The organism is Pantoea sp. X-Soil-YNGN-785 (genome assembly GCF_059730585.1).
In genome coordinates this window covers 3445609-3466282 of the sequence record NZ_AP035942.1, presented here as the reverse complement: position 1 = coordinate 3466282, position 20674 = coordinate 3445609, and the positions used below count along the sequence as shown (strand labels likewise).

At 56.7% G+C, this 20674-nt stretch carries 24 protein-coding genes and 1 other RNA gene; 15 read left to right on the top strand and 10 right to left on the bottom strand.

Annotated features, from left to right (window positions below; genetic code table 11):
• Positions 1-307 precede the first annotated feature (307 nt).
• A complete protein-coding gene (locus tag AC6I8E_RS16070) occupies positions 308-1048 on the top strand; it encodes an oligogalacturonate-specific porin KdgM family protein (protein WP_195857652.1) in 741 nt (246 codons plus the stop codon).
• Between the two features lie 38 nt (positions 1049-1086).
• Here the strand turns inward: AC6I8E_RS16070 and yjgA are convergent, their stop codons facing one another.
• Entirely contained in the window at positions 1087-1632 is a 546-nt protein-coding gene (yjgA, locus tag AC6I8E_RS16065) for a ribosome biogenesis factor YjgA (protein ID WP_013359154.1), read from the bottom strand.
• 115 nt (positions 1633-1747) lie between these two features.
• On the opposite strand from yjgA, the gene pmbA reads away from it, so the two are divergent.
• The 11 genes from pmbA to AC6I8E_RS16010 all read left to right on the top strand — a co-directional run bounded on the left by pmbA (position 1748) and on the right by AC6I8E_RS16010 (position 11431).
• The gene (gene pmbA / locus AC6I8E_RS16060) at positions 1748-3088 is read left to right on the top strand and encodes a metalloprotease PmbA (protein ID WP_278497775.1); all 1341 of its coding nucleotides are present in this window, start codon (positions 1748-1750) and stop codon (positions 3086-3088) included.
• Between the two features lie 63 nt (positions 3089-3151).
• Entirely contained in the window at positions 3152-3538 is a 387-nt protein-coding gene (gene cybC, locus AC6I8E_RS16055) for a cytochrome b562 (protein WP_497824711.1), read from the top strand.
• Positions 3539-3832: 294 nt separating this feature from the next.
• Positions 3833-4168: a glycine dehydrogenase gene (locus AC6I8E_RS16050; RefSeq protein ID WP_061063460.1), complete on the top strand. Its 336-nt coding sequence runs from the start codon at positions 3833-3835 to the stop codon at positions 4166-4168.
• Between the two features lie 13 nt (positions 4169-4181).
• Positions 4182-4538, top strand: coding sequence for an SFCGS family glycine-rich protein (locus AC6I8E_RS16045; protein ID WP_010256477.1), 357 nt, complete (start codon positions 4182-4184; stop codon positions 4536-4538).
• A 2-nt stretch (positions 4539-4540) separates the two neighbouring features.
• Positions 4541-4840, top strand: a complete 300-nt coding sequence (locus AC6I8E_RS16040; RefSeq protein ID WP_013359149.1) for a DUF4312 family protein — start codon at positions 4541-4543, stop codon at positions 4838-4840.
• A 127-nt stretch (positions 4841-4967) separates the two neighbouring features.
• Positions 4968-5744, top strand: a complete 777-nt coding sequence (locus AC6I8E_RS16035; protein ID WP_008925780.1) for a DUF4311 domain-containing protein — start codon at positions 4968-4970, stop codon at positions 5742-5744.
• An 11-nt stretch (positions 5745-5755) separates the two neighbouring features.
• Entirely contained in the window at positions 5756-6397 is a 642-nt protein-coding gene (locus AC6I8E_RS16030; RefSeq protein WP_033734006.1) for a DUF4310 family protein, read from the top strand.
• Between the two features lie 43 nt (positions 6398-6440).
• Positions 6441-7571 carry an amidohydrolase/deacetylase family metallohydrolase gene (locus AC6I8E_RS16025; RefSeq protein WP_497824223.1) on the top strand — a complete coding sequence of 377 codons (1131 nt, stop codon included), beginning with the start codon at positions 6441-6443 and terminating at the stop codon, positions 7569-7571.
• The gene (locus tag AC6I8E_RS16020; RefSeq protein ID WP_313678227.1) at positions 7555-8676 is read left to right on the top strand and encodes a DgaE family pyridoxal phosphate-dependent ammonia lyase; all 1122 of its coding nucleotides are present in this window, start codon (positions 7555-7557) and stop codon (positions 8674-8676) included. The genes AC6I8E_RS16025 and AC6I8E_RS16020 overlap by 17 nt, the downstream gene beginning before the upstream one ends.
• A complete protein-coding gene (gene dagF / locus AC6I8E_RS16015) occupies positions 8673-9413 on the top strand; it encodes a 2-dehydro-3-deoxy-phosphogluconate aldolase (protein WP_013359144.1) in 741 nt (246 codons plus the stop codon). Before AC6I8E_RS16020 ends, dagF begins: the two co-directional genes overlap by 4 nt.
• A gap of 107 nt (positions 9414-9520) precedes the next feature.
• The gene (locus AC6I8E_RS16010; protein WP_041457115.1) at positions 9521-11431 is read left to right on the top strand and encodes a BglG family transcription antiterminator; all 1911 of its coding nucleotides are present in this window, start codon (positions 9521-9523) and stop codon (positions 11429-11431) included.
• 22 nt (positions 11432-11453) lie between these two features.
• Here the strand turns inward: AC6I8E_RS16010 and AC6I8E_RS16005 are convergent, their stop codons facing one another.
• Entirely contained in the window at positions 11454-12353 is a 900-nt protein-coding gene (locus AC6I8E_RS16005; RefSeq protein ID WP_013359142.1) for a LysR family transcriptional regulator, read from the bottom strand.
• A 129-nt stretch (positions 12354-12482) separates the two neighbouring features.
• Here AC6I8E_RS16005 and AC6I8E_RS16000 point away from each other — a divergent pair, with 129 nt between their 5' ends.
• Positions 12483-13187, top strand: a complete 705-nt coding sequence (locus AC6I8E_RS16000; protein ID WP_095706626.1) for a pirin family protein — start codon at positions 12483-12485, stop codon at positions 13185-13187.
• 52 nt (positions 13188-13239) lie between these two features.
• On the opposite strand, the gene dolP is transcribed toward AC6I8E_RS16000, so the two are convergent.
• The 4 genes from dolP to AC6I8E_RS15980 are packed head-to-tail and all read right to left on the bottom strand — an operon-like array spanning position 13240 to position 16812.
• Complete coding sequence (dolP, locus tag AC6I8E_RS15995) at positions 13240-13812, bottom strand: division/outer membrane stress-associated lipid-binding lipoprotein (RefSeq protein WP_013359140.1); 573 nt, start codon at positions 13810-13812, stop codon at positions 13240-13242.
• 14 nt (positions 13813-13826) lie between these two features.
• Entirely contained in the window at positions 13827-14414 is a 588-nt protein-coding gene (gene diaA, locus AC6I8E_RS15990) for a DnaA initiator-associating protein DiaA (protein ID WP_003855538.1), read from the bottom strand.
• Between the two features lie 14 nt (positions 14415-14428).
• Positions 14429-14824: a YraN family protein gene (locus AC6I8E_RS15985; RefSeq protein ID WP_033784093.1), complete on the bottom strand. Its 396-nt coding sequence runs from the start codon at positions 14822-14824 to the stop codon at positions 14429-14431.
• Positions 14782-16812 (bottom strand): penicillin-binding protein activator, encoded by a 2031-nt coding sequence (locus AC6I8E_RS15980; protein WP_497824222.1) that lies wholly within the window; start codon positions 16810-16812, stop codon positions 14782-14784. The genes AC6I8E_RS15985 and AC6I8E_RS15980 overlap by 43 nt, the downstream gene beginning before the upstream one ends.
• Before the next feature lie 62 nt (positions 16813-16874).
• Between AC6I8E_RS15980 and rsmI the strand changes: the two genes are divergently transcribed.
• Positions 16875-17741, top strand: a complete 867-nt coding sequence (gene rsmI / locus AC6I8E_RS15975) for a 16S rRNA (cytidine(1402)-2'-O)-methyltransferase (RefSeq protein WP_098052308.1) — start codon at positions 16875-16877, stop codon at positions 17739-17741.
• Positions 17742-17774: 33 nt separating this feature from the next.
• Positions 17775-18153, top strand: an RNA gene (rnpB, locus tag AC6I8E_RS15970) — RNase P RNA component class A.
• Positions 18154-18328: 175 nt separating this feature from the next.
• Here the strand turns inward: rnpB and AC6I8E_RS15965 are convergent.
• From AC6I8E_RS15965 to AC6I8E_RS15950, 4 genes are all read right to left on the bottom strand, one after another.
• Positions 18329-19303 (bottom strand): glutathione S-transferase family protein, encoded by a 975-nt coding sequence (locus AC6I8E_RS15965; protein WP_497824221.1) that lies wholly within the window; start codon positions 19301-19303, stop codon positions 18329-18331.
• Positions 19304-19379: 76 nt separating this feature from the next.
• A complete protein-coding gene (locus tag AC6I8E_RS15960) occupies positions 19380-19790 on the bottom strand; it encodes a DoxX family protein (RefSeq protein ID WP_098052311.1) in 411 nt (136 codons plus the stop codon).
• Between the two features lie 202 nt (positions 19791-19992).
• Positions 19993-20277: a YqjK-like family protein gene (locus tag AC6I8E_RS15955; RefSeq protein WP_013359134.1), complete on the bottom strand. Its 285-nt coding sequence runs from the start codon at positions 20275-20277 to the stop codon at positions 19993-19995.
• On the bottom strand, positions 20277-20672 hold the full coding sequence (locus AC6I8E_RS15950) for a phage holin family protein (protein ID WP_033733987.1): 396 nt from the start codon (positions 20670-20672) through the stop codon (positions 20277-20279). Before AC6I8E_RS15950 ends, AC6I8E_RS15955 begins: the two co-directional genes overlap by 1 nt.
• Positions 20673-20674: the final 2 nt, after the last annotated feature.

Below are 20674 nucleotides of genomic sequence, written 5' to 3'. Positions count from 1 at the left end.
CGTTAATATTATTTCCTGAATAAATCCCGCATAGTTTGAATCCGATCTGCTCACTCTTCCTTCAGTTGCCATATTTTCTTTATTAGTGTCTGAAACAGAAAGGCCACACCTGCCGGTTATTTTTAGCATCGTCTCTGTTGCAGCTGAGAAATAAATAATAATCAGAAGGATTGAGATTAAAGAAACAATTAACAGGTTTTCTTTATGTGGCATCTTATATTAATACAGGGTTTAAATATAAGTTAAATTTGGGTTAAATGAATTCGGATAATTCATTGCCCTTATTACTGAGAATAAGGACATTTTTATGGGAAAAAGTACAGCACGATCATTAGCTCTGGGCGTCACGCTGTTATGCACTTCGGCGGCAGCGCTGGCAACGGCTACGGTGGATTACCGGCACGAGTACCGTCTTCGCGACCGCACGCACTATGACAAGCTGGGGCTGAGTACCACACTGCCGGATAATATGTTTCTTGGCGTCGAAACCAAATTTAAAACCGGTGGCGCAGATCCAAAAGATAAATATTATAACGACACCGTGTTAAATGTGGTGGAAGTCACCTTTCTGAAGTCCTGGTACTGGGGGAACTGGACGCTATCGCCTTTTATTCAGCCGGAATTTAACTCCTCGCGCACCGAATGGAAGTTTGGTGTGGCACCCTGGTATAAAATTAATGACCGCTGGTCTGTTGGCGGATTATATCGCCTTGAACTGACCGATTATGCCCATGACGATCACTGCCGCACCGGGGGTATTGATTATTGCGATACTGACCGGCATCGCACGGCTAACCGTTTTGATCTCTATCTGCGGAATAAAACCGATCGCCTCACCACTACCTATAAGCTGGTGTATAAGCACGCGGATGCGAAACTGTTTGCTAATAAACATGATGACTATGAACAGGAGTTACAGTTCGATTATGCGCTTGGCAACGATCGCGTCTGGGTGCCTTACGTCACCTTTGGCGATATCGGACGTTCTGCTACATCGAGCGAACGCCAGTTGCGGCTGCGCACCGGTATTCTCTATATCTATCGGTAAGTGCTGCCGGGAGGCGGGCGAGACTGCCCGCCATGGCATTACTGCGCTTCGGCCAGCTCACGCAGATACTGGAAAATCTGACGGGCAGACTTCGGCGGCTTGTTGCCCGCTTTCTCTTTCTGCGCATTACGGATCATACTGCGTAACTGCTGACGATCGGCATCGGGATAAAGCGCAATCACGTCGCTCATCGCCTCATCACCTTGCTCAATCAGACGATCGCGCAGCATTTCCAGTTTATGGAACAGCGCAACCTGCTGGTTGTGGCGATTCTTGAGCTTATCCAGCGCAATGCGGATAGGCTCCACATCAATGCTGCGCAGCAGTTTACCGATCAGCTGCAGCTGACGGCGGCGACCCTCTTTCTTGATGCGCTGTGCCAGTTCGATCTCGGTGCGCAGGCGCTCATCCAGCGGGATTTTATCCAGCGAGTTTTTACCCAGATCAACCAGTTCGGCTCCCAGGCGCTTTAACTCTTCTGCATCGCGTTTAATTTCACTCTTACTGACCCAGATAATCTCTTCATCTTCTTCTTCGTCATTATCTGGCACATCGTCGAGCCACTCATCGGGCTGTCTGGTCATTTCCGGGCTCCCAAAAAAAAGAGGCTAATCCTACCAGTTTATCGGGTGACTGCGAAATTGTTCTCTGACTCTGATAGACTCAAATCATTCACACATAAGATTAGACGGCAGGTCGATGAACGTATCTACTCAGGTTGCAGAACAGCGAAAAGTACTGGAGCAGGCCATTGCGCAGGCACTTGAACTGGCTAAAGCAAGCACTGACAGCGCGGAAGTGGCTGTCAGTAAGACCACCGGCATCGGGGTCAGCACCCGTTATGGCGAAGTGGAAAACGTTGAATTTAACAGCGACGGTGCGCTGGGCATCACCGTTTATCATCAGAATCGTAAAGGCAGTGCCTCATCGACCGACCTCAGCCCGGATGCGATCAAACGTACCGTGCAGGCGGCGATTGATATTGCCCGCTACACCTCGCCCGATCCGTTTGCCGGTCTGGCCGACGCAGAGCTGCTGGCCTATGATGCGCCGGATCTGGATCTTTACCATCCGTGGGAAATTGACGCTGACCGCGCCATTGAACTGGCCGCGCAGGCGGAGCAGGCGTCACTGCGTGCCGACAAGCGAATTACCAACACCGAAGGCGGCAGTTTCAACAGCCACGTCGGCATTAAAGTCTTTGGCAACAGCCACGGAATGTTGCAGAGCTACTGCTCAAGCCGCCATTCGCTCTCCAGCTGCGTCATCGCTGAGCAGGATGGCAACATGGAGCGCGACTACGCCTATACCATTGGCCGTGCATTTGAAGATTTGAAAAGCCCGGAGTGGGTAGGAGCCGAGTGCGCGCGCCGTACGCTATCCCGTCTGGCCCCGCGTAAACTGCCGACCATGAAAGCCCCGGTAATTTTTGCCGCTGAAGTGGCGACCGGCTTGTTTGGTCATCTGGTTGGTGCGATCAGCGGCAGCAGCGTTTACCGTAAATCGACTTTCCTGCTGGATTCAATGGGTCAGCAGATTCTGCCGGAGTGGCTCACCATCAGTGAACAGCCACACCTGCTGAAAGGGCTCGCCTCTACGCCGTTCGACAGCGAAGGGGTGCGGACTCAGGCGCGCGACATCATCAAAGATGGCATATTGCAGACCTGGCTGCTGACCAGCTATTCCGCCCGTAAACTGGGTCTGACCAGTACCGGTCATGCTGGTGGTATTCATAACTGGCGCATTGCGGGTCAGGGCCACAGCTTTGACGACCTGCTGAAGCAGATGGGAACCGGATTAGTGGTGACCGAGCTGATGGGCCAGGGCGTCAGCGCCATTACCGGTGACTACTCACGCGGTGCAGCCGGTTTCTGGGTTGAGAATGGCGTCATTCAGTACCCGGTCAGCGAAGTCACCATTGCCGGCAATCTTAAAGAGATGTGGCACAACATGGTGACCATCGGTGACGATATTGAAACCCGCAGTAATATCCAGTGCGGTTCCGTGTTACTGCCTGAGATGAAGATAGCGGGCCAATAAAGATGAATTCCTGAAGCAGCCGGTTGGCTGCTTTTTTTTCATCACAATAAAAAGGAAGTAATGATGCGTAAGCATGTGATTGCAATGTTGTCGGCTTCTCTGTTGTTCTCCAGCGTCAGCCTCTATGCGGCAGATCTGGAGCAGGATATGGATACGCTCAATGCGAATCTGAAAATCGTTAAGAAAACGGACAGTGCGCAGGAGATGCAGCAGGCGTTAACCAAAATGCGAACCGCGGCGCAGGATGCCAAAAAGTCGACGCCCGATAAGCTGGAAGGTCAGCCTGCTGACAGTGCGCAGATCAAAGACTACCACGCGGGCCTTGACTCACTTATCGCACAGATTGACGTGGTCAGCGCGCTGGCGAAAGCTAACAACGTGGACGACGCAAAGCGCGAAGCCGCTAAATTTGATGACATCCGTAATACCAACCATAAGAAATTCCGCTAATCCGACCGCCGGTCAGCCCGACCGGCGGTTTTTACCATCACTTCTGCTTATCACCGCACCGTAAACCATCGCCCGGCAGTCTGGCTGCCGCACAACATCACCGCCTTGCGAGGCTAATGGCATCATTTTGCGCATTTTGCGACGCATATCGCACTAAGCGTGCAGCCTGCGATCTGACGCACAACCTTCACTTCAATTTCCACTTACTGCTGGAAATGTTGCCTCTCCACAGCCGGGGTGATGACCGCTAATTTATTTCTAACGCGAATTATCCGGTTTAACAGGAGTAGCAAGGTGAGCAATAACGGCGTCCCGGTGTATGAAGCGCCACCGGAGAAAGTGCAACAGCTGGCTGACAGCGTGATGACGCAGATTGCGGCGATCTATCAGCAGCATGGCATTCAGCCCAACGCGGTCCAGCAGCAGATGCTGCAATCGCATGTCGGGGCCATGGCGTCACGTTCGCTGAGCGGGGAGCCGCTGCCGGAAGTGGAAGCGGAGCTGTTTGAGGATATTCCGCCTGAAACGGTCGCGCTGGCGCAGCAGGTCGTCGACCTGTTCGGCAATCTCCCCCGCGAAGAGGCCTGGCTGCTGTCTGTGCATATTGAAGTCGCGCGATCAAATAACTGAAGAGGAACACACCATGGTAACAGTAGTGATTGGCGATCGTTTAGGTAAGGGCCAGAAAGTGGCGGCGGGCATCGAGAAAGCGGGTGGTCGTGCTGTCGTGGTGCCAGGCGTGGCCGCTGACATGAAGCTGGGTGACGTGATGAAGGCAGAAAACGCCGATTTCGGCATCTCGTTCTGCGGCAGCGGCGGCGCGGGTGCTATCACCGCGCAGAACAAATATGGCTACAAAGCCAAACACGGCATGCGTTCTGTTGACGAAGGCGTCACCGCCATCAATGAAGGCGCCACGGTGCTGGGCTTCGGCTTTATGGATAAAGAAGAGTTAGGCGAACGGCTGGTGCAGGCCTGGAACAAGAAGCACGGCAGCTGATTATGAAAGAACACTACGTTACCCAGGTGACGGTTGAGGGCAAAGGCGACACCAAAGCGAAAGCCTTTGCCGATGCCCTGAGTCGTGTGCAGAACCAGGTTCTGCGCGCGACGCAAAAAATTCTGCTGCGCATCGAACCTCAGGATGTCCGGGTGCTGCGCGCGCAGGAGAGCGTCAGAACCGAGAAGTTTCTCTTTTTCTTTCTGGCGCGCCAACGGCGGAGCTTCAGCGTGACGCTGGAGATCACCGTCAGCGTCACCGTTTTCGACACCGAGCAGGTGACGTTCACGGCGGCATCATAAAACAGAACCTGTTTACATCAGCCCGCCGTTTGCCCATTCCACTGCTGTAGCGATAGCGCGGCGGTCAGGCCGGGGCGATGCGGCGGCGCGGATAGGGCGGGTAAAAACGACAACAAGGTACAACAACATGTTTTTAATCATTTTGTTTAAGTCGTTGATCATTGGGGGCCTGGTAGGCGTCGGCGTTGGCGCGGGGGCTGCACGTATGTTCCACGCGCCCACCACCCAGGGCATGGGGGCGTTTCGTACGCTGGGCGAGCTGAACTCGTGTGAAGGCGATCCGGCATCTCATTTCTCCTTTGGTCTTGGCTTCTTTTTCAATGCCTGGGCATCGTCTGTCGCAGCCGGTTCATTCACGCAGGATGTGGACCATCGCATCATTCCAAACTGGGGTGCGGCTGCCCTGATGGTGAAGAATCGTAATGTGGCGGAGACGCTGCACGATCCGAAAAAAATGGCCATCGCCTGCGGCATCATCGGCATGATCGTGGTCGCATTCCTCAATTCTACCGCCTCTGCTGTGCCGGCTGCGCTGCAGGTGACGGCGGTCAAAGTGCTGGTGCCCGCCGCAAACCTGCTGGTGAACACCGTCATGCCGGTCATCTTCTGGCTGGCGGCGATCGATGCAGGCAAAAAATCAGGCTTCTGGGCCACCATTTTTGGCGGTCTGGCGCAGCTGATCATGGGCAACGCCGTACCAGGCCTGGTGCTGGGGATCCTGATCGGTAAAGGCGTGGAAGAGAGCGGCTGGAACCGGGTCACCAAAGTAATGATGACCGCCATCGTGCTGCTGTTTGTGCTGAGCGGCTTCTTCCGCGGTTTCGACATGAAGCTGCTGCAGTCCTTCCAGCTCGGCATTCCCGGCTGGCTCGACATGATCCACAACTCAGTCAGCGGCAAATAAGAGGCGATGCGATGAACGAAAATAAAGGCTTCTGGTACGCCGACTGGTCTTTCCCGATCTTTGTTGGCCTGCTCTCCTCGGGGGTTTTCGCCGGGACCCACATGTATTACCTCTATGGCATTGGCGCGTTTAACGAAGTGGCGTTTGTCTCGATGCTGCGCGCCGGCATGGAAACCGGCGTCTACGGTGCGGTCGCCGCCTTTGGTGCCAGCTTCCTGTTTGCCCGCATTATCGAAGGCTCGCTGGTGGGCATTCTCGATATCGGCGGCGCGATCCAGACCGGGGTCGGGCTGGGTGTGCCGGCACTGCTGCTGGGGGCGGGCATCATCTTCCCCGTAGCGAACTTCGCAGCTTCGCTGGCGACGGGCCTGGTGATTGGCGTGGCGATTGGCTACCTGATCATTCTGGCGCGTAAATTCACCATCAATCAGAGCGACTCCACCTACGGCGCAGACGTGATGATGGGTGCAGGTAATGCTTCAGGCCGCTTTCTGGGGCCGCTGATCATCCTGTCCGCCATGGCGGCCTCCATTCCGATTGGTCTGGGCTCGCTGCTGGGTGCGCTGCTGTTCTATCTCTGGAACAAGCCGATTACCGGCGGTGCCATCCTCGGCGCGATGATCCTGGGTGCACTGTTCCCGATTGCCCTCTGATCTCACCGGCAGCCCGGCAGCGGGCTGCCGTTAAGGAGAAACCATGTACGACTTGATTATCCGCAATGCGCGCCTCAGCGATGAGCAGGTGGTCGATATTGCGTTGCAGGATGGCCGCATTGCTGCCATCGGCAAGGTGCAGGGCAGCGCACCGCGTGAGCGCGATCTGGCGGGCCGCTACTACCTCAGCGCGGGCTGGATCGACTCCCACGTTCACTGCTATCCCAAATCACCGATTTACCATGATGAAGCAGACGCGATTGGCGTGGCGCATGGCGTCACCACGGTGGTCGATGCGGGCAGCACCGGCGCAGAACACATCGATGACTTCTACCAGCTGACGCGCGCGGCGCAGACCCAGGTCTATGCGCTGATCAATATCGCCCGCACCGGCATCGTCACTCAGAATGAGCTGGCCGATATGACGCAGATCGATGGCGAGGCGGTGCAGCAGGCCGTGGCTCGACTGCCCGATTTTATTGTCGGCCTCAAGGCGCGCATCAGCAGCAGCGTGGTCGGTCAGAACGGCGTTCAGCCGCTGATCAAAGCCAAAGCGATCCAGCAGGAGAGCGGCGGTCTGCCGCTGATGGTTCATATCGGCAATAATCCACCCAATCTCGACCAGATTGCGGATCTGCTGACCACGGGCGACATCATCACGCACTGCTTTAATGGCAAACCCAACCGCATTCTGACGCCGCAGGGTGAACTCAAAGCGGCGGTAAAACATGCCATCGCACGTGGCGTAAAACTCGATGTTGGCCACGGCAGCGCCAGCTTCAGCTTCGAGGTCGCCCGCGTGGCGATTGCGCAGGGCATTCTGCCCGACACCATCAGCTCTGACATCTACTGCCGTAATCGCCTGACCGGGCCGGTTCACAGCCTGGCGCATGTGATGTCGAAATTCTTCAGCGTCGGCATGATGCTGCCGCAGGTAATCGACTGCGTGACGGTCAATGCCGCCACCGGACTGCGCCTGCAGCGCAAGGGCCAGCTGAAAGTGGGTTACGACGCCGACCTGACTGTTTTTAGCGTCAAAGAGGAAATCCGGCCCTTTATCGATTCAGAAGGTGAACAGGTAACCGGTGAGAAGCATCTGGTTCCGCTGGCGGCCGTGGTCGCTGGTACGTGGATCGCGACAGAAGAAGGAATAGCGCATGACCTCGGTATATGAAAAGTATGGCCTGAAGCCGGTAATTAACGCCTCTGGCCGTATGACGATCCTCGGCGTCTCTACGCCGTCGAGTGACGTGATCGATACGGTGAAGTACGGCCTCGACCACTACTTCGAAATGAAAGATCTGGTGGATAAGACCGGTGCTTATATCGCCGGTCTGCTGAAGGTGGAGAACGCGCTGGTGGTCTCCTGCGCCTCCGCAGGAATCGCCCAGTGCGTGGCGGCGGTGATAGTGAAAGACAATGACTGGCTGGTGGATAACCTGCACGCCGCACCGCTGACCATCCCGCACCAGATTGTGGTGCCGAAAGGGCACAACGTGAACTATGGCGCCCCGGTCGGCAGCATGGTGGCACTGGGTGGCGGGCAACTGGTGGAAGCGGGTTACAGCAACGAGTGCTCAACTGCCCAGCTGGCGGCGGCGATCACGCCGCAGACCGCAGCAATCCTCTATGTGAAATCGCATCACTGCGTGCAAAAGAGCCATCTCGATGTAGCGCAGGCCGCGGCGGTTGCGCGTGAGCATGGTGTACCGCTGATCGTCGATGCAGCCGCGGAAGAGGATCTGCAGTGCTACTACCAGGCGGGCGCCGATCTGGTGATCTACAGCGGCGCAAAAGCGATTGAAGGGCCGACCAGCGGGCTGGTGATTGGCAGACACCACTACGTTGAGTGGGTCAAACGCCAGACCAACGGCATTGGCCGCGCAATGAAAGTGGGCAAAGAGGGGATTCTGGGGCTGACCCAGGCAATCGAAAACTATCTGACGCAGCCAAAAATCAGCGGCGCGCAGATGGTGGAAAAAATGACGCCGTTTATTGAGCAGCTCAATGGCCTGAATGGCGTGACGGCCCGCATCGTGTGGGATGGTGCCGGACGCGATATTGCCCGCGCTGAGATCGCCTTTGACGAAGCCGCGATCCAGCAGCGCACCGGCGATCTGGTGCAGGCGCTGAAAAAGGGCGACGTCGCGATCTACTTCCGTGGCTACAAAGCTAACGAGGGGATCATTGAAGCAGACGTGCGCAGTGTCAGCGCCGATCAACTGAACACTATTTTTACCCGCATTCAGGCACTGTTAAACGGAGAGAAACACGCATGACGCTGACCCCCAACTTTTATCAGGATCGTCTCTGCCTTAACGTTCTGGCGGGATCAAAAGAGAATGCCCGCGCCATCTGGCAGGCAGCAGAAGGTCACGTGCTGGTCGGCGTGCTGTCAAAAAACTACGCCAGCAATGACGCCGCTATCGCTGATATGCGTGAGTATGCCGCGCTGATTGATAATGCGCTGTCGGTGGGGCTGGGTGCGGGTGATCCTAATCAGTCACAGATGGTGAGTGAGATCTCCGCGGTGCTGCAACCGCAGCATGTGAACCAGGTCTTTACCGGCGTCGCCACCAGTCGTGCGCTGCTGGGCCAGTCACAGACCATCGTGAACGGTCTGATCTCGCCCACCGGCACGCCGGGTCAGGTGAAAATCTCTACCGGACCGCGCAGCGCAAAACAGCAGGACGGGATCGTGCCTATCGAAACGGCGATTGCGATGCTGCAGGATATGGGCGGCAGCTCGGTGAAATATTTCCCGATGGGCGGTCTGCAGGCGGTGGATGAGTATCGCGCCGTGGCGGAAGCCTGTGCAAAACTCGATTTCTGGCTGGAGCCCACCGGCGGTATCGATCTGGAGAATTTCGGCGAGATCGTGCGCATTGCGCTGGAGTCCGGCGTCAGCAAAGTGATCCCGCACGTCTACAGTTCGATCATCGACAAAGCCAGCGGAGAAACCCGCATCGAAGATGTGCAGCAGCTACTGGCTATCTGTAAAACGCTACTGGCGTAGAGATCGACACGATCAGCCTGCAGCAGGCCGATCGCGCAACATGGACGTTGTGTGACGATCGCCGTAGGCTGATGTTCCCACTTTCTGTCTGCAAACAGGTAACGCTTGTGAGATTTCCCAATCAGCGCCTCGCGCAACTGTTCGATGCCCTGCAAAACGAAACGCTGCCTCAGGATGAGCTGGCGCGGCGTTTTGCCGTCTCGACCCGCACCGTGCGCACCGATATCACGGCGCTGAATGCGCTGCTGGCAGAGCATGGCGCGCAGTTTATCCTGAGCCGTGGCGCGGGCTATCAGCTGAAGATTGAGGATGCTCAGCGCTTTCAGCATCTGCAGCAGCACACCGCGTCGCCGCTACGGGTGCCACGCAGCTCGCCAGACCGGGTTCGCTACCTGCTGACCCGCTTTCTCACTGCGGCCTATTCGCTGAAACTTGAAGAGCTGGCCGAAGAGTGGTTTGTCAGCCGCGCCACCCTGCAGAATGATATGGCAGAAGTCCGCGAATGGCTGGGGCGCTATCACCTCACTATTGAAAGCAAGCCACACTACGGCATGAAGCTGTTCGGCAGCGAAGTGGCGATTCGGACCTGCCTGACCGATCTGTTATGGCAAATCGATCAGGCGCAGCCGGAGAGTCCGCTGCTGACGATTGAAGCGCTCAACAGCGGCATGCTGGAGACGCTGCGCCCGCTGCTGCAAAACTGCTTTGCCCAGCACAATATTCGTCTCAGCGATGAGGGCGAGCGCTATCTGCGGCTTTACTGCGCCGTGGCGGTGCGTCGCATCAGTGAAGGCTATCCGCTAAACGATCCGGGAGCCGAGGAGATTGGTGATGAGGTGCGTGAAGCGGCACATCAGCTGATTAATCTGATGCGCCCGCTGGTCAGCAAACCGATTTCACCAGCGGAAGAGAACTGGCTGCGGGTCAATATTGCGGCGCGGCGCATTCAGGCGATCGCCCCCAGCGCTATTAATGCCGATGACGCCGACGCGCTGGTGGATTACCTGCTCAGCTTTATCAACACCCACTACAACTTCAATCTGCAAAACGATCAGCAGCTGCGTGCCGATCTGCTCACCCACATCAAAACCATGATTACCCGGGTGCGCTATCAGATCCACATTCCCAACCCCTTGCTCAGCAACATCAAGCAGCACTATCCGATGGCCTACGATGTCACCTTAGCGGCGGTAACCAGCTGGGGGAAATATACCCCGTATGTTATCTCCGAAAATGAGATCGGCTTTCTGGTGCTGCATATTGGCGTCGGGCTGGAGCGCCACTATGACGTCGGCTATCAGCGCCATCCGCAGGTGCTGCTGGTGTGCGACAGCGGTAACTCTACGCTGCGCATGATTGAGGCAATGCTGCTGCGTAAATACCCGCAGTTACAGGTCACGGCGCGCCTGTCACAGCGCGAATATGAGGCGCGCAGCCGTATCGACGAAGATTTTGTTATCTCGACCATCCGGCTCAGTGAAAAAGAGAAACCGGTGGTGGTGATGTCACCGTTTCCCACCGGTTTTCAGCTGGAGCAGATTGGCAAGCTGGTGCTGGTCGACCGGACCCGGCCCTATATGTTGGCGAAATTTTTTGATGCCCAGCATTTTCATATTGTTGACAGGCCGATGACCCAGTCTGAACTGTTTCGTCAGCTGTGCGATCAGCTGCAGGCGGAGGGCTTTGTGGATGCGGCGTTCTGTCCGTCGGTTGAAGAGCGTGAAGCGATTGTCAGCACCATGCTGGGCGAAGGGATCGCACTGCCGCACTCGCTGGGACTGCTGGCAAAGAAAACCGTGGTCTATACCGTGCTGGCACCGCACGGCATCGCGTGGGGCGACGATACCGCTTATGTCATCTTCCTGCTGGCAATCAGCAAAAGTGAGTATGAAGAGGCAATGGCGATATACGATCTGTTTGTGACGTTCCTGCGTGAACGGGCGATGACCCGCCTGCGGGACAGCAGCGATTTCAACAGCTTCAGGGCGGTAGCGATGGATTGCCTGAGCCGGTCTTAGCTTCGCCCTGAAACCATGATACTTAGTTTTTCTTCGCCAGCAGGCGCGGGATCTCGCGCAGACACCAGGATTTGGCTTCGCCCATGCTGTCACGTCGCCACGCCATAATAATATCGACCTCGCGGGTATACTCCGGACTCACCACCCGCAGGCGGCCTTCGGCAATATCCTGCTCGACTAATGAATAGGGCATGGTTGCCACGCCCAGGCCCGCCAGCAGCGCACGGCGCTTGTCGTCCATGCTGCTCACGGTCAGGCGCTGCTGCTTATCCAGCAACTGCACGGTCAGCACCGGACGCTCACGTGCGGTATCCGCAACCGCAATGCCACGGTATTTCACCCGCGTTACTTCAGACTGCGGTTCCGGCTCGTTATGAATCGGGTGATCCGCACTGGCGACGTAGACGCTCATCATGGTGTAGAGCTTGCGGGTGTTGATCTCGGTAGAGGCGCGGAAGTGCATATCGGGGGCAATCACGATATCGGCGCGGCCCTGTTCCAGTCTTTCCCATGCGCCCGCCAGCACTTCCGTCACCAGCGAAAACTGCGTGTTGGCTTTGTCGGCCAGACGGGTCACCAGCGGAAACAGTGCATCAATGGGCACCAGCGCTTCGGTAACAATGGTCAGATGGGTTTCCCAGCCACGCGCCAGCGCTTCCGCATCGGTGGTGAGCTTGTCGGCCGCTTCCAGCAGTACCCGGCCACGCTCCAGCAGCATGCGTCCCACGTTGGTAAATTTGGTACGGTGACCGGAGCGGTCAAACAGCACCACATCCAGCTCCTCTTCCAGCTTCTGCATGGTGTAGCTGAGGGCGGAAGGCACGCGCCCCAGTTCATCTGCGGCTGCTGCGAAACTGCCACGCCGATCAATCGCATCCATAACGCGTAACGATTCAAGGGTTAACGCACGCTCTTTAGCCATCCCGGTTCTCTGTCAGGAAATTTGAACATGCCGGGCAGATTAACTGGCTAACAATCCGGCGTCCAGACTTTTACCATAGGTGCATAAAGTCCGTGGCCGATCCTCGTCACCGGATGCCGGAGGTAAATAATGATAACGACACGCAGTGCGTCCGCCTGTGGTCAGGCCGATTTCGGCTGGTTACAGGGCCGCTACAGTTTCTCTTTTGGCCACTATTTTGATCCCAAACTGATGGGTTACGCGTCGCTGCGCGTACTGAACCAGGAAGTGCTGGCACCGGGTGCCGCTTTTCAGCCGCGCACTTATCCTCAGGTCGATGTGCTGAACATCGTGCTGCAGGGTGAAGCCGAATACCGCGACAGTGAAGGCAACACGATCAGCGTGCGGGAAGGGGAAGCGCTGCTGCTCTCTGCTCAGCCCGGAGTGAGTTACACCGAAATTAACCTGAGCAAAGATCGCCCGCTGACGCGCATGCAGCTCTGGCTGGCCGCCTGTCCAGAGCGCGAAAATCCGCGGATGCAGAAAATAGCCCTGACGGAAGGTCGCGTGTCTCAGCTGATTGCTTCGCCGGATGGCGTGGACGACAGCCTGCAACTGCGTCAGCAGGTGTGGATCCATCAGGTCGAGCTGGCACCGGGCGAACATTACTCGCTGCCGATACAGGGGCCGCGAGCCTATCTGCAGTCGATTCACGGTTCGCTGGAGGCGATGTCCGGCACGGATCATCAGGAGAAGCTGGGCTGTGGCGATGGTGCCTTTTTGCAGGAAGAGAGGCAGTTGCAGTTGACTGCAAAAACCGCGACCCGCGCGCTGGTTATCGACATTCCGGTCTGAAAACCGGGCAATAAAAAAGGCGGCCAGGGCCGCCTTTTTGCGCTTTTACCGGTTACTTCAGCATGGTAAAGGCGGTGGTGACGTGCTTCACGCCACTGACGCGGCTGGCAACATCGGCCGCGGCCTGCGCTTCCTGTTGCGTCACCAGACCCAGCAGGAACACTTCGCCATTCTCGGTCGTCACCTTCACGTTGGAGGATTTCACCTGATCGCTGCCCAGCAGTTGCGAGCGAATTTTGGTGGTGATCCAGGTGTCGGACGACGTGGTGCCCAGCGTCACTTTCTGGCCGATGCGGATCTCGTTGTAGACTTCGGTTGCGCCATCAACGCCCATGGTGATCTGTTTGGCACGATTGGCGATCTCCTGCGAAGGTGCCTGGCCGGTCAGCAGCACTTTGCCCTGATAAGCCGTGGCGATGACGCGGGCATCGGTTTTAATCTGCTGATCTTTCGCCAGCGCGTTAGTGACGCGCAGCTCCAGGGTGCCGTCATCAACCTGCGTCCCTACCGAGCGGGGATCGGTCGCCGTTTTGGTGGCAACCGCTGCGCCGCCAGCCACAACCGCAACGCAGCCCTGCAGCAGCATGGCGGTTAACAGAATAGCTATAGCATTCAATGCTTTCATTCGTGCTCCTTCGGTCATTCCTGATGGGGAAAGAGAGTGTTATCGATCAGATCGCATAAGCAATTAACGGTGAGCATATGCATCTCCTGAATACGGGCGCTGCGGTGCGACGGAATGCGGATTTCCACATCCTGCGGACCCAGCAGTCCGGCGAGCTCTCCGCCATCATACCCGGTAAGCGCAACGATAGTCATATCGCGTGTTACCGCCGCTTCTACCGCCTTGACGATGTCGCGGGTGTTGCCCCGGGTTGAGATAGCCAGTAACACATCGCCTGCGTGTCCCAGTGCGCGTACCTGCTTGGCATAGATTTCATCATGCAGACGGTCGTTACCAATCGCGGTCAGCATCACGTTGTCGGCACTTAAGGCCAGCGCCGGTAAGCTGGGGCGTTCGGTCTCAAAACGGTTGATCATGCTGGCGGCGAAGTGCTGGGCATTGGCAGATGAAGCACCGTTACCACAGCTCAGGATTTTATTGCCATTCAGTAGCGACTGCACCAGCGTCATGGCCGCGCGCGAGATAGCATCGGGCAACGCCTCGGCTGCGGCAATCTGGGTTTGAATACTTTCGGTAAAACACGCTTTAATTCTTTCCTGCACACGACCACCTGGTTCTAAACGTCTGCATTAAAGGCATTCGGCAGCCACTCGAGCGCCGTGCCGGTAATGGCGATGATGTCGAAACGGCAATTCACTGTTTCAAAACTGCCGCCGCGTTGCGCCAGCCAGAGAGCGGCAGCGCGCAGCAGCTTTTGTTGTTTATTCCGGGTAACGCTGGCAAGTGCGCCACCGTAACGCGCATCGCGCCGGTAGCGGACTTCAACAAACACCCAACAGTGCCCGTCACGCATAATCAGGTCAAGTTCACCATTGCGAAAGTGAACATTGCTGGCGACCCATATCAGGCCAGCCTGCTCCAGATAGCGCCGGGCATCTTCTTCATGCCCGGCACCAATCTGACGGCGATTTAGTTGGCCGGTGCGATTTCGCCCCGACGATACTGGTTCCATGTCAACTTCCTGTTGATCACACAATCCGTGTCGGCGCTGAGCTTGCCGGTATTGCCATCCAGCGTAAAGCCAGGAGACTGACGCATCTGGTTGAAGTGATTCGCCAGCGTCCAGGCATCCATACCCATGGCATAGAGACGCACCAGCGAGTAGTCATTATTGAATGACTTTGAGGTCTGCTGCATCAGGCCAGGGTTGCTGCCGGAGAGCAGCGGAATATCGCTGAACTGCAGGCCATCCATTTCCAGACGGAAGTCCGGGCCGGCACCCGCCTGCGCGCTGCGCGAGCTGGCATACAGCGAAATGTTGCTGCGGCTGCCGGTGCGCATGGCAATCATAGGCTTGATCAGCTGCAGTTCATCCTGCGTGGAGACGATGTAGACCGCATCGACGCCGCCACCGCTGCTGGTGCTGACCACATCTGGCGTGCTCTGTTGCGGTGCCGGAATGGTCAGGCCCGCAATCGAAACACCCTGCGGCTCAGCAGGTGCAGCGTTCACCGGCGTACCCGATAAGCTGATGCCCGCACCGCTGTTGATGCCCTGTTTCAGCTCAGATGTCGAGCCAAATCGCTGCTGCATGACGGTGCTGCCACCCAGTTTCTGCCACTCCTGAGCAAAAGCGTTGGTGACGCGATCGCCCAGTCCGCTGCGCGGCACCAGCAACAGCGGCTGGCGTTTGCCCTGATCCCAGATATGGTGCGCGGCATCGCGCGCTTCGTCTTCAGGAGAAAGCGCAAAGTAACAAATATTCGGATGGTTCTGGATCTTCTCCGGCTCATTAAGCGCCAGCACATTCAGTGGCGTCTGGCTGTTAGCGACCTTCTCAACGTTGCTCTTCAGCAGCGGGCCGACCACGATAGTCGCGCCATCCTGCTGTGCCTGCTGCATCACCTGCTCAATCGGCTGGCTGCTGGTGTCATAGACTTTGATCTGGGCGTTGCTGGCCGGTGCGGCAGTAGCAGGCTGAGACTGGGGCTGTGACTGAGGTTGAGTTGTGGTGTCGGCAGACTGCTGCGGTGCGCTGATGGGATCGGCAGCCGATCCCGCGGCACCGGCAGGTTGCGTGCTGGCCGTCGCATCTGCAGCGGCAGGCTGGGCAGCAGCAGGCTGAGCGACCGGTGCGGAGACGCCATTCTTCGCATCGTTAAAGCCTTTCTGAATCGCATTCGCGAACACCTGCGCCTGGCCGTTCAGCGGCAGCAGCAGCGCGATGATGCTGGTTGAGGCTTTAGTGTAGTTCTGCATCTGGCTCAGCTGCGTCGGCAGCGTTTTGGCCGCCGGGTTCTGTGGATAGCGGGTCTGCCAGTCTTTGATGCCTGACTTCAGCATCTCCGCATCCTGCGCGTTGGCGCGCCAGACCGCGAGCAGATCGAGCCAGCCCTGCAGCACATTTTCGTCGGCATTAATCACCAGGTTGCTGGCCTCCTGCGGCGACATCTGCGTCAGTGTCTGCCAGGTGGCGTCAATGTTGGCCTGATGATCGGTGCCTTTCAGCAGCGGCTCCTGCGCAATATAGGTGCGCAGCAGTGAGAGTGAAGGGCGACCCTGGGCGCTGGCGATCTGCAGGCTGTAATAACGCGCCAGCTGATCCTGCGACAGCGAACCGGTTTTCACCTGTGCTAACAGGGGTTCAGCCTCTTTGGTTTTCTGCTGTGAAATCAGCAATTGCGCTTTCAGCAGCAGGGATTCCTGTTGCTGAGTCTCAGAGAGCTGCTGCGGCAACTGGCTCAGTTGCTGGGTCGCCTCAGGATACTTTCCTTCCTTCAACAGGGCGCGGATTGCGAGTAATTGCCAGTCGGTCTTGCTATCATCGCTGCTTTGCTGCGCTTGCTGCAGATAGTAAGCGGAGCTGGCGGTGACTGGCCCCTGAATATTGACGGTTGAGGTTTGCGGCCCCTGACCGCTACATGCGGCTAAAATCAGCCCAGCAAGAATGACAGGCAGAAAGCGTCCTGCTTTATGACGAACGACTTTTGAAGGAAGCATACTGTATCCAGTGATGTTTTTTTCAAGATGCTCAATATTAAATCGGCAATTCGGATGAAACAATGAAACAACTCGATCGGGCAGAGATTTCTGCCAGCACGCTCTACATCGTTCCAACCCCGATTGGTAATTTGGGTGATATCACCCAGCGGGCGCTGACGGTGCTTTCGAGCGTCGATCTGGTCGCTGCGGAAGATACACGTCATACCGGGCTGTTGCTACAACATTTCGCCATCAATGCGCGACTCTTCTCACTTCATGACCACAACGAGCAGCACAAGGCTGAACTGCTGTTAACGAAGCTGCAGGAGGGTCAAAGCATAGCCTTAGTTTCCGATGCTGGCACGCCGCTGATCAACGATCCGGGCTACCATCTGGTGCGTCGCTGCCGTGAAGCGGGTATTCGTGTGGTGCCGCTGCCCGGTGCCTGTGCTGCCATTGCCGCGTTAAGTGCTGCAGGACTGCCATCCGATCGTTTCTGTTACGAAGGGTTTCTGCCCGCCAAAACCAAAGGCCGCTGCGATGCGCTGCGGGCGCTGGTACAGGAGCCACGCACGCTGATTTTTTATGAATCGACCCACCGTCTGATCGACAGTCTGCAGGATATGGTGAGTGAGCTGGGGGCTGAACGCTACGTCGTGCTGGCGCGCGAGCTGACCAAGACCTGGGAGTCAATTTACGGTGCACCGGTTGGCGAACTGCTGGCCTGGGTGAAAGAAGATGAGAATCGTCGTAAAGGTGAAATGGTGCTGATTGTTGAAGGGCACAAGGTCGATGACGAAGACGCGTTACCGGCCGATGCGCTGCGTACGCTGGCGCTGCTGCAAAAAGAGCTGCCACTGAAGCGCGCCGCTGCGCTGACCGCTGAGATCCACAGCGTGAAGAAAAATGCCCTCTATAAGTATGCGCTGGAGCAGCAAGAGGCGTGACAAATGCCGGCGAATGTCCTATTATCCCGCGCCGAAGCTGACCAGACAGTCGCCGCTTTGTCGTCGTCCTCACTTGTGGGGAGACGGGCAGAGGGGAGGAAAGTCCGGGCTCCATAGGGCAGGGTGCCAGGTAACGCCTGGGAGGCGCAAGCCTACGACCAGTGCAACAGAGAGCAAACCGCCGATGGCCCAGAAATGGGATCAGGTAAGGGTGAAAGGGTGCGGTAAGAGCGCACCGCGCGACTGGCAACAGTTCGTGGCACGGTAAACTCCACCCGGAGCAAGGCCAAATAGGGGTTCACAAGGTACGGCCCGTACTGAACCCGGGTAGGCTGCTTGAGCCAGTGAGCGATTGCTGGCCTAGATGAATGACTGTCCACGACAGAACCCGGCTTAACGGTCAGCTTCGACTTTTTACCAGAAACCCCGCCTCGGCGGGGTTTTTGCTTTTGCGGGCCTGGTGCAGGCAGCGATGAATGACTGTCCACGACGCTCTCTATGAAAAGAACGCGGCTTAACGGTCAGCTTCGACTTTTTACCAGAAACCCCGCCTCGGCGGGGTTTTTGCTTTTTGGCGCTAACAACATTTAACCGCGGCCGTGCGGTTCATCCCAGTCAAACGCCGGGCCCAGCGAAATGACGCCGCTCGGGTTGATGGTCTTGTGGCTGCAGTAGTAGTGATGACGGATATGCGGCAGATTGACTGTCTCCGCAATGCCCGGCATCTGATAGATATCACGCAGGAAACCGCTGAGGTTTCTGTAATCACCGATCCGGTGACGATCGCATTTGAAGTGGGTCACATAGACCGGATCAAAGCGCACCAGCGTGGTCCACAAACGCAGATCCGCTTCGGTCAGCTGATCGCCGGTGAGATAGCGATGCTGGCCCAGGACCTGCTCCAGGCGCGACAGCGAATGAAACAGCGCAGTGACAGCCTCATCGTACGCGGATTGCGACGTGGCGAAGCCCGACTTATAGACGCCATTATTCACGGTGTCGTAGATCCAGCCATTCAGCTCATCAATTTTTTCACGCAGCGCAACGGGATAGTAGTCACCGGCACGGGCGCCCACCGCATCAAACGCACTGTTGAACATGCGGATGATATCCGCCGACTCATTGCTGACGATGGTGTTCTGCTGTTTGTCCCACAATACTGGCACGGTGACACGCCCGCTGTATTGCGGATCGGCGTGCAGATAGAGTTGATAAAGGAACTCGTTCTGGTAGAGCTTATCGCCAGTCGCATCCTGAAAGGTGTCATCGAACGTCCAGCCATTCTCCAGCATCAGTGGATGCACCACGGAGACATCGATCATGCTGTCCAGACCTTTCAGCTGGCGCATCAGCAGCGTGCGGTGCGCCCAGGGGCAGGCCAGCGAGACATAAAGATGATAGCGATCGCGCTCAGCGGCAAATCCCGCTTTACCTGACGGACCGGCGCTGCCATCCGGCGTTACCCAGTTGCGAAAAGCCGACTCTGAACGCTTGAAACGTCCACCGGTAGATTTGGTGTCGTACCAGATGTCATGCCAGACACCGTCAATTAACTGTCCCATAATGGCTCCAATGCAAACAGGGCGGGGAAATGTCCCCGCCCTGTTAAGTATATGTGGCAATACGCTTTATGTGAGATTAGCGCGTAATCGCCTGTGGTTTTCTTTTGCTGATCAGGCGATCAAGGCTGTATGCACCCGGGCCGACCAGACCTAACACCAGGAAACCACCTGCGATAGAGAGGTTCTTCATGAACATCAGCTGGTTTACGCCTTCGGCGAAGTTACTGTGAAACAGAAACGCGGTCAGGATGGTGAAGCCGGCAGTGAACAGGGCAGTAAAACGGGTCAGGAAACCAAACAGGATGGCCAGACCGCCGCCAAACTCCAGCAGGATAACCAGCGGCAGCATAAAACCAGGCACGCCCATCGCTTCCATATATTGCTGAGTACCTGCATAACCGGTGATTTTGCCCCAGCCGGCCGTAATGAACAGAATTGGCATCAGGATACGAGCCACTAATAAACCAACGTCTTCGAATTTTTTCATCATTTACTCCAGCGCTATCAGGGATGCAGGGCAGACTGCCCGCAGGGTTTATGCCCGCTGAAAGCAGTTCTGCATTCATTGGGTTGATAGCTGGAGATGATAATCGCGGCGTGGAAAGGTTGTAAGCGAGATATACTGTCAGTGTTCTTCAGAAATTCTGAAGAAGAAAAGCCGGCCTTTTCAGGACCGGCTTTAAGCGGGATTAACGCGGGGGCATAGCAGACTTGATCATGCGCCAGGTGCTCCAGGCACCGAATCCCCGCTTCGCCCAGCGTAACAGCTTGCTCGGACTGCGAATGGAGTAAACGGCGAGCGCGCTGCTGCCAATGGCCAGATAGCGACGTAAGCTGAGGAAAGTAAACCAGCCGCGATCGTAGTGGGCGGTGCCTTCCAGCCAGTCACGCCGCGCAGCGCTTAAATCCAGCCGCTGCTGCTGCACATGCTTAAGCAGTTCATGGATGCGTTCTTCACGCTCGCGGCGGCTCATCAGCGCTGGTCCTCAAGCAAATTACGGTCTGTTTCCAGCTCTTTGCGCGTATGGCGCAACAGCGTGGACTGACGTGATTTGTGAAGCGTCCAGAGCCCGAAAATAACCGCCAGCAAAAACAGCGTACCGGTCGTGATGCCAATCGCCATCAGACGATATTGTGCATCGACTGCCCAGATGATCAGAACCATCAGGCTCATCAGACCAAATGCAGTGAACAGCATTGTCAGGCCAATCATCAACAGCATCTGTATCAGATTCGCTTTCTCATGCTCCAGTTCCACCACTGCCAGACGAACGCGTGTCTCAACCATGCCAACCAGCGTGGTAACGATACGCTGGCCGATGTTAATGACCCCTTTAGCCGGGCCGTGGTTCTGCTGTGAGTCGGCCATGG

Excerpts from the sequence above, each read along its gene's own strand:
- AC6I8E_RS15985 (WP_033784093.1), bottom strand. The coding sequence starts at position 14,824 with ATGGAACCAGTATCGTCGGGGCGAAATCGCACCGGCCAACTAAATCGC.
- AC6I8E_RS16070 (WP_195857652.1), top strand. The coding sequence starts at position 308 with ATGGGAAAAAGTACAGCACGATCATTAGCTCTGGGCGTCACGCTGTTA.
- AC6I8E_RS16025 (WP_497824223.1), top strand. The coding sequence starts at position 6,441 with ATGTACGACTTGATTATCCGCAATGCGCGCCTCAGCGATGAGCAGGTG.
- AC6I8E_RS15955 (WP_013359134.1), bottom strand. The coding sequence starts at position 20,277 with ATGAGCCGCCGCGAGCGTGAAGAACGCATCCATGAACTGCTTAAGCAT.
- AC6I8E_RS15950 (WP_033733987.1), bottom strand. The coding sequence starts at position 20,672 with ATGGCCGACTCACAGCAGAACCACGGCCCGGCTAAAGGGGTCATTAAC.
- cybC (WP_497824711.1), top strand. The coding sequence starts at position 3,152 with ATGCGTAAGCATGTGATTGCAATGTTGTCGGCTTCTCTGTTGTTCTCC.
- AC6I8E_RS16005 (WP_013359142.1), bottom strand. The coding sequence starts at position 12,353 with ATGGCTAAAGAGCGTGCGTTAACCCTTGAATCGTTACGCGTTATGGAT.
- AC6I8E_RS16045 (WP_010256477.1), top strand. The coding sequence starts at position 4,182 with ATGGTAACAGTAGTGATTGGCGATCGTTTAGGTAAGGGCCAGAAAGTG.
- yjgA (WP_013359154.1), bottom strand. The coding sequence starts at position 1,632 with ATGACCAGACAGCCCGATGAGTGGCTCGACGATGTGCCAGATAATGAC.
- AC6I8E_RS16040 (WP_013359149.1), top strand. The coding sequence starts at position 4,541 with ATGAAAGAACACTACGTTACCCAGGTGACGGTTGAGGGCAAAGGCGAC.
- dolP (WP_013359140.1), bottom strand. The coding sequence starts at position 13,812 with ATGAAAGCATTGAATGCTATAGCTATTCTGTTAACCGCCATGCTGCTG.
- dagF (WP_013359144.1), top strand. The coding sequence starts at position 8,673 with ATGACGCTGACCCCCAACTTTTATCAGGATCGTCTCTGCCTTAACGTT.
- AC6I8E_RS15960 (WP_098052311.1), bottom strand. The coding sequence starts at position 19,790 with ATGAAAAAATTCGAAGACGTTGGTTTATTAGTGGCTCGTATCCTGATG.
- rsmI (WP_098052308.1), top strand. The coding sequence starts at position 16,875 with ATGAAACAACTCGATCGGGCAGAGATTTCTGCCAGCACGCTCTACATC.
- pmbA (WP_278497775.1), top strand. The coding sequence starts at position 1,748 with ATGAACGTATCTACTCAGGTTGCAGAACAGCGAAAAGTACTGGAGCAG.
- AC6I8E_RS16000 (WP_095706626.1), top strand. The coding sequence starts at position 12,483 with ATGATAACGACACGCAGTGCGTCCGCCTGTGGTCAGGCCGATTTCGGC.
- AC6I8E_RS15965 (WP_497824221.1), bottom strand. The coding sequence starts at position 19,303 with ATGGGACAGTTAATTGACGGTGTCTGGCATGACATCTGGTACGACACC.
- AC6I8E_RS16035 (WP_008925780.1), top strand. The coding sequence starts at position 4,968 with ATGTTTTTAATCATTTTGTTTAAGTCGTTGATCATTGGGGGCCTGGTA.
- AC6I8E_RS16030 (WP_033734006.1), top strand. The coding sequence starts at position 5,756 with ATGAACGAAAATAAAGGCTTCTGGTACGCCGACTGGTCTTTCCCGATC.
- AC6I8E_RS16020 (WP_313678227.1), top strand. The coding sequence starts at position 7,555 with ATGACCTCGGTATATGAAAAGTATGGCCTGAAGCCGGTAATTAACGCC.
- AC6I8E_RS15980 (WP_497824222.1), bottom strand. The coding sequence starts at position 16,812 with ATGCTTCCTTCAAAAGTCGTTCGTCATAAAGCAGGACGCTTTCTGCCT.